The organism is Brevibacillus sp. NPDC058079, from assembly GCF_042885155.1.
Taxonomy (GTDB): Bacteria; Bacillota; Bacilli; order Brevibacillales; family Brevibacillaceae; genus Brevibacillus.
In genome coordinates this window covers 3,089-9,389 of the sequence record NZ_JBHVSO010000033.1, presented here as the reverse complement: position 1 = coordinate 9,389, position 6,301 = coordinate 3,089, and the positions used below count along the sequence as shown (strand labels likewise).

General features: G+C 41.6%; 5 protein-coding genes. 3 read left to right on the top strand and 2 right to left on the bottom strand.

Annotated features, from left to right (window positions below; all coding sequences use genetic code 11):
- Nucleotides 1-6 precede the first annotated feature (6 nt).
- The 3 genes from ACFVS2_RS34530 to ACFVS2_RS34520 all read left to right on the top strand — a co-directional run bounded on the left by ACFVS2_RS34530 (nt 7) and on the right by ACFVS2_RS34520 (nt 3,944).
- Nucleotides 7-1,881 carry a hypothetical protein gene (locus ACFVS2_RS34530; protein ID WP_390241214.1) on the top strand — a complete coding sequence of 625 codons (1,875 nt, stop codon included), beginning with the start codon at nt 7-9 and terminating at the stop codon, nt 1,879-1,881.
- 330 nt (nt 1,882-2,211) lie between these two features.
- Complete coding sequence (locus ACFVS2_RS34525; RefSeq protein ID WP_390241212.1) at nt 2,212-3,075, top strand: tyrosine-type recombinase/integrase; 864 nt, start codon at nt 2,212-2,214, stop codon at nt 3,073-3,075.
- Between the two features lie 56 nt (nt 3,076-3,131).
- Nucleotides 3,132-3,944: a hypothetical protein gene (locus ACFVS2_RS34520; protein WP_390241210.1), complete on the top strand. Its 813-nt coding sequence runs from the start codon at nt 3,132-3,134 to the stop codon at nt 3,942-3,944.
- A 346-nt stretch (nt 3,945-4,290) separates the two neighbouring features.
- Here the strand turns inward: ACFVS2_RS34520 and ACFVS2_RS34515 are convergent, their stop codons facing one another.
- Both ACFVS2_RS34515 and ACFVS2_RS34510 read right to left on the bottom strand, forming a co-directional pair.
- Nucleotides 4,291-4,962 carry a hypothetical protein gene (locus ACFVS2_RS34515; protein ID WP_390241207.1) on the bottom strand — a complete coding sequence of 224 codons (672 nt, stop codon included), beginning with the start codon at nt 4,960-4,962 and terminating at the stop codon, nt 4,291-4,293.
- Nucleotides 4,963-5,893: 931 nt separating this feature from the next.
- Nucleotides 5,894-6,301, bottom strand: a 408-nt coding sequence (locus tag ACFVS2_RS34510) for a hypothetical protein (RefSeq protein ID WP_390241204.1), incomplete at its 5' end; no start/stop codon positions are given.

The window sequence follows — 6,301 nt, the reverse complement described above, 5'->3', positions numbered from 1 at the left end:
AGTGCTATTAACGGTACAACTGTTGAAGTTAAATTCAACAAAGAAGCAGATGCTGTATCTTTGTTCAAAAATGGTAAAGATGGCGAATTCGTAGATAACGTAGTAGCTTTCAAAGCTATCGATGCTGCTGCTGATGCTGCTGGTGCATTGAAAGGTCAACTGAGCGTAGATGGAAAAACATTAACTGTTACTACTACTAATGCAGTTTCCAAACGCTATAACGTAGTTATCCAGAACCTCAAAGCGAAAGATGGTTCTACTTTTGTTAAATATGACGATGTTGTAACTTTCGCTGGTGACACCACCGCTCCAACAATCGTTTCCACTGTAAAAGATTCCGCTAGCACATTCACTGTTACATTCTCTGAACCAATTAGTGCAATCGGTACTGTAACATACAAATATGCTGATGGTACTCCAGTTACAGCTGGTATTAACCATAACTTCACTACTACAACTGACAAAGTGACTTTCACTATGACTGGTGATATCGCTGCTGGTAAAACAGTAATTGCGACATTGATCGGTACGCAAGACACTGCGAGCAACCTGCTCACTCCTAACCCTGCAACTGTAACAATGGTTAAAGGCGCATTGGACGGCGTTGCTCCAACAGTTTCTACTATCGCTCAAACTGGTGCAACTACATTTACTGTTAAGTTCTCCGAGCAACTCGCTCAGAACCCAACTACAATTAAAGTTGGCACAGATACAATTGCTGCTGATAAAGTAGTGAAAGATACTACTGATCCTACTCTTTATCATGTAACGGCTCCTGCTGTACTTGACGGTGCTCAAACTGTTGTAGTTTCTGGATTCCAAGACCTCAGCGGTGAAAATGGTGTGGAAACTAGCAAAGTTGTAGTGTTCACGAAAGATGCAGCTGCACCAAAAGTTGCTTCTTCTAATGTAGTGGTTGATGCTACTGATAGCAAGCAATATCTTGAATTGACGTTCGATAAAGATGTTACACTTGCTACTGGTGCAAAAGTAGTTGGTGCTGGTTCTTTTGTTAAAGACCATATCACCAATGCTATTACTGGTGCTGAAGCAGAAGTAAAACAAGATGCAACTAATAAGAAAGTAGTTCGTGTAAATCTCGATACTTTCTTGGGAACTGATACTGATGTTGAGGGTGCTACTTACAATCTCGACCTGACGTTCACTGGTGTGACTAGTGCTGCAGGTGTAGATGTTGAAAAAGCTAAATCTACATTCACTCGTGGTAAAGATGGTGTGCCAGCTAGTGATGCAGTTGTGAAAGTAACAGCTGTTGAGCAAGGTACTGACAACAACAAAGTAAAAGTTACTTTTGACCAAGCAGTAGACGGAGCTTCTGCTACGAATGCAGCTAACTACAAAATTGACGGCGCTGTTGTTGAATCCGTAACATTGCTGCCAGCTGAAACTGCTAATGGTGTAACTACACAAGTTGCAGTTCTGAATCTGAAAGCAGGTTCTAACGAATTCACTGGTAAACGCAACATCAACATCTCTGATGTGAAAGCTCTTGGTTCTGCTAAAGTGATGGAGCCATACCTCACTAACGGAACATCGCTTAATGAGAACGTTGCCCCAGTTGTAACTTCTGCTAAGCTGACTGGAACAACAGAAATCACTTTGACTTTCTCTGAAGCTGTTTTGGATACTACCGGTGAAGACTTCGAAGTTTTGATTGGTGGTCAAGCACAAACACCTGCTAACAATGTAGATGCTGGCGTTGGCGCTGATGCTAAAACTACTGTTAAAGTAACAATTGCAGCAGTTGATGCAGACAAAATCGCTAAAGGCCTCTCTTTGAAAGCATTGGAGACAATTGATGTGAAAGATGCTGCAGGAAACGTTCTGTCCGTTCCAGCTAACATCGTTGTTACTCAGTAATCGAAACATTACTTCATAAGCTCAGCGAAAAGAGCAATGGAAGTGGAAAGAGTGCCCCATACGCAGAAATGTGTACGGGGTCTTTTTCTGACCGTCCCTAAAAATTTGTAAACTGTTGCAAATGGTGGAAGGGACTATCGCTATCATGCGCTAGTCCCTTTCATTTACATTTACATTTACTGAATACTTATAACTTTTATAATCACATAACACTTTCGTTTCACTGTATGTAAATATCCAAATAACGGTTATACTAATCGTGTTCCCCTTATTTTGAATTTATTCTTTCTGCTTACGTACACTGGCATTCATGGTGGTGTTTCGAAACAAATGGTGTTAACTCAAGCTATAGTTCTATTCTTGCAATACTTGTTCTCTATTGGCCGGAGTGAACAAACAATAACGGGATATAAAAAGGACCTTACCTACTTTACCCGTTTTTTGGAAAGTAAATACAACTGTGAACCATATGTCGATGAAGTAACAGTTACGGATATCGAGGACTTTCTTTTATATCTCAAATCAGAGCGATCCTATGCTCCTGCCAGCAGACAGCGCAACCTTCATACGTTTCGCTCATTCTTTGCATATGCGCATAAAAAGGAGTGGGTTCCTCGGAATATTGCGTTGTCCGTTGAGAAAATAAAAATACAACAAAAAGAAAGAACATACCTAGAAGAAGATGAGGTAAACGATCTAGTAAATGCAGTCAATCACTCACTAATAAAACTAGTGGTCATGGTTCTCTTCTTGACTGGTATGCGCATATCAGAATGCCTGAACCTCACAATACATGATGTAAAATGGGACCAGCAGGTGATTCACGTAGTGGCAGGTAAGGGAAACAAAGATCGATTTATTCCCATCTCTCCCCGTTTACTACCCATGCTGAGAGAATACGTACTACATCATCGACCTGATTCAGATTCTAATCGGTTCTTTTGCACTAAAAAAACCGGGAAGCTGTCGCCGGTTTACGTTAACCGTGAAATTACGGAAGCTGTCAAACGATTAGGGTGGAGCAAGAAAGTGACTGCCCATATCCTCCGTCACAGCTTCGCAAGCCAGCTAGTCAAAAAGGATGTTAATCTGGTACAAATACAAAAACTTCTAGGACATTCATCTTTGAACGTAACCAGTATTTATACTCACACCAATTTAGATCAGCTACGCGATGCGATCAGTCATTTGTAGGTGAGTGTATAAAATATCCAAACACTTTAAAAGAGAGATATGTAGGAGTGTAGAGAGTGGATATACGGACAGAGAAAAGGCCAATCTATGACGAGCGAGTTAATGAGATATTGCGAGGCATGGTTGAGGGAAAAACGAGAGATGAGATAGCACAGGAACTAGGACATAAGAATTACAAGACGTTAGATATATACATGCGCCGCAAGAACTTTATGTGGGATCGTTATAAACAAGCCTATGTACCTATACATACAGTTACCGAGAAGTGGGACCCAAGCAATGATTTAATTAAGTCTTCAATGGAGTCGACGATTCTCTCGCTCTTTCAGAAAGCAGGAGCAGATTCTAAGACGATTGCCAAACGTATGGGCTTTCAGGATCATCGAGAGCTTGCAACATATATGAAGGCAAAAGGATACAAGTGGTGTTCTGATACGAAGAACTATGTGAAGGAATATGGAAGACTGGCTGATAAGGAAATGGTTCAGAACGAAGCAGTAACGAATTTCTCTAATGAAAATCCACTGGAAGAACTAGAGGAGCCTTTTGTAGGGGCTAGAACCGGCCTTACGGGTTCGAGCCAGATGGATCAGTATCTTTCCCTACTCGAGCTTTTGGAACGCAACAGAGGCCGTTTAATCGATCTGGTCGTCCCTGGCTCGGAATCAGGAAAAGTTCCTCGATATGCCGTACCTGGTGTTTTCGTTACGAAGTCTGTTCATATGACAAATACACTTGATCAAATGGTGCGTGAATACAGCAAGGAAAAAAATATTAGCCAGCGAGATATATTTGCGGTGGCATTGATTGAGTTTTTCAAGCGATATGGGTATGAGAGAGAGATTAGTACGTTGATTGGAAAGTTTTAGATTGAAATAGTCACTTTCATTATAAATAATTTGTAGGTACTGGCCTCCCCATCTATGTCTTTACGCTTAGCTAGGGAGGCAGTTTATGTAGTGGCGTCTTTCTCTTTGCCGCTATCAAAGCGACTTTTCATTATAACTATTGCTTTTTAGAATGAAAATAACGCAAGAAGGTCATGTAAAAAGAGTCTGCCTCTGCGAGACAGACTCTTTTGGGGTAAATACGAAATCCACCGACAGATATGATAAGCCCCGTATTAAGCCTTGTTTTTGAAAATTTTGGTTAAACTTCATTTCTAACTCTTTTTGAGTAAATTAAAAAACGGTTATCACAATTTCTTACTAAATACTAATTACGCGTCAACGAGATGGTTATATTTTGGTCAGCTAATGTTTTTGTAGACGTAAATATTACGCTCGCCCCAGAAACAGTGATATTTTGGCGGAATATCCCTTTGCCATCATTGAGTGCATGAAAAGCAGAGGCAATTTTGTCTGCAACTTCAGAAGGTGTTTCTGTACCTTGTAGGGTAACAGTAACAGTCTCATTTAAAAAGAAAGATCCCTCGGTAAAGTTAACGCGCACATCCATCGCTCCAGAACCAGCCTCAGTAATTTCAAGTTCATTTACCTCAGCTACTCCTCCCGTACCAGCGACTCCTTTGTTCCATTCTGAGCCTACTCCAGTGACACCTGTCGCGTCTAGATCTTCTAACGTGATGGTAATATCTTTGTCTGCCTCTTGAGTCGGTTCATTAATATAAATAGACGTTCCACTTCCTGTAATATTATAATCTGCTTTTAATTCTTGATAAATCGCATCATATAGCTGGAAAAAGATCGCTGAAGCACTGTCATTCATTTTCACCGATTGAACAATGTCTTTTCGAATCTGACCATCATCAAATAATACCTTAATCCTTCCGTCTTTATTTGCACCTGTTAAAATTTCCAGCTGATTCGTCTCTTCTCTACCACCGGTCGGTGCTATACCTTTTACTACTTCCTTCGCCTTCCACAAAATCTCGCTATTCTCGTCTTATCCCGTTTGAATTTTAGGGTTATAACGAGCCTACACCGTACGGGCGACTTTCATCGCATACGGCGTTCCATCAACGAAGAAGGAAATGTTACGTCTTACAATGGGCATCTTCATCCTAACAAATGTATCTCACAAAATTCTCACAAACCTAATCGTCATAGCACGGTCTTAAGCATGATCAAACGCCAAAAAGGACTGCAGAATGTATCTCTCTGCAATCCTTTTTGGAAATTGTTAACTTGTAGATTTGAGAAACTACAACGCCCATTGTAAGTTCTCTTATCCTTCTTATCCGCTGACTGGGTTCCTTCGCTCCGGCCAGTTTTCTCCTCCCCGCCTGTGTTACCACTACGGGTTCAAACGGCAAGCCATCGACACTACTATGAACCCGCTGCCATCTTATCAGCTTCACTGGTGCTAACCCACCTCTTCTGATAAGACTTCAAACGTTCCACCTTGTCTATCCCTTGGTTTGCTGACCTTAGGTCCCCACTATACAATCCGAGAAAAACAGGTTTAACAGCCTGAATTGTTCCTGTTTCGACTGTACGATCTCGCGTACATCGACTGTTACCAAACCCCTAGCGCTTCATTACCTGGCACCAGTTATCTCGTATTGGGTCACCATGGATTCGTCTCCTGACCATAGCCAACTTTTAAGGAGCCCCGCCTTGCCTCACGCAAGTACGACTTCACCTGACTTCACGGGAGCAGTTGGTATAGGACTGTTTTCCGTGCAGGAGGATTAGGCACATGAGTCATAGGCTGTTCTCATGGATTGGAGTTGCACCAATCTATTTGACAAGATAGTTAGAGAAAACCCCTAGACCGCTATGAAAGTTGTCTAGGGGTCGTTCTCCACTTCTTTCACTCAGTTAATGAGTTTATGAAGTAACGTTTCGTGATTTTATTAAAGGGTTCCAGCTTTTTTTGCACTGTTGTAAGTGGTTACTGCATCGTTCAGAGCAACTACAGCATCATCTACTTGTTTTTGTGTTGTTGCATTTGCTTTAGCATCGTTTGCTGCAGCGATAGCAGCATCGAATGCTGTTTGAACTGCTTGTGTTACCCACTGTTCAGCAGCTGGTACATCTGTACCATCTACGCTCACTTTAACGCCAGTTTGCGCAGTATTTGCATTGCTTACAGCTGTGTCGAGTGCCGTTTTGTCAACTGCAGGAGCTTGAGTTCCAGCTTTTTTTGCACTGTTGTAAGTGGTTGCTGCATCGTTCAGAGCAACTACAGCATCATCTACTTGTTTTTGTGTTGTTGCATTTGCTTTAGCATCGTTTGCTGCAGCGATAGCAGCATCGAATGC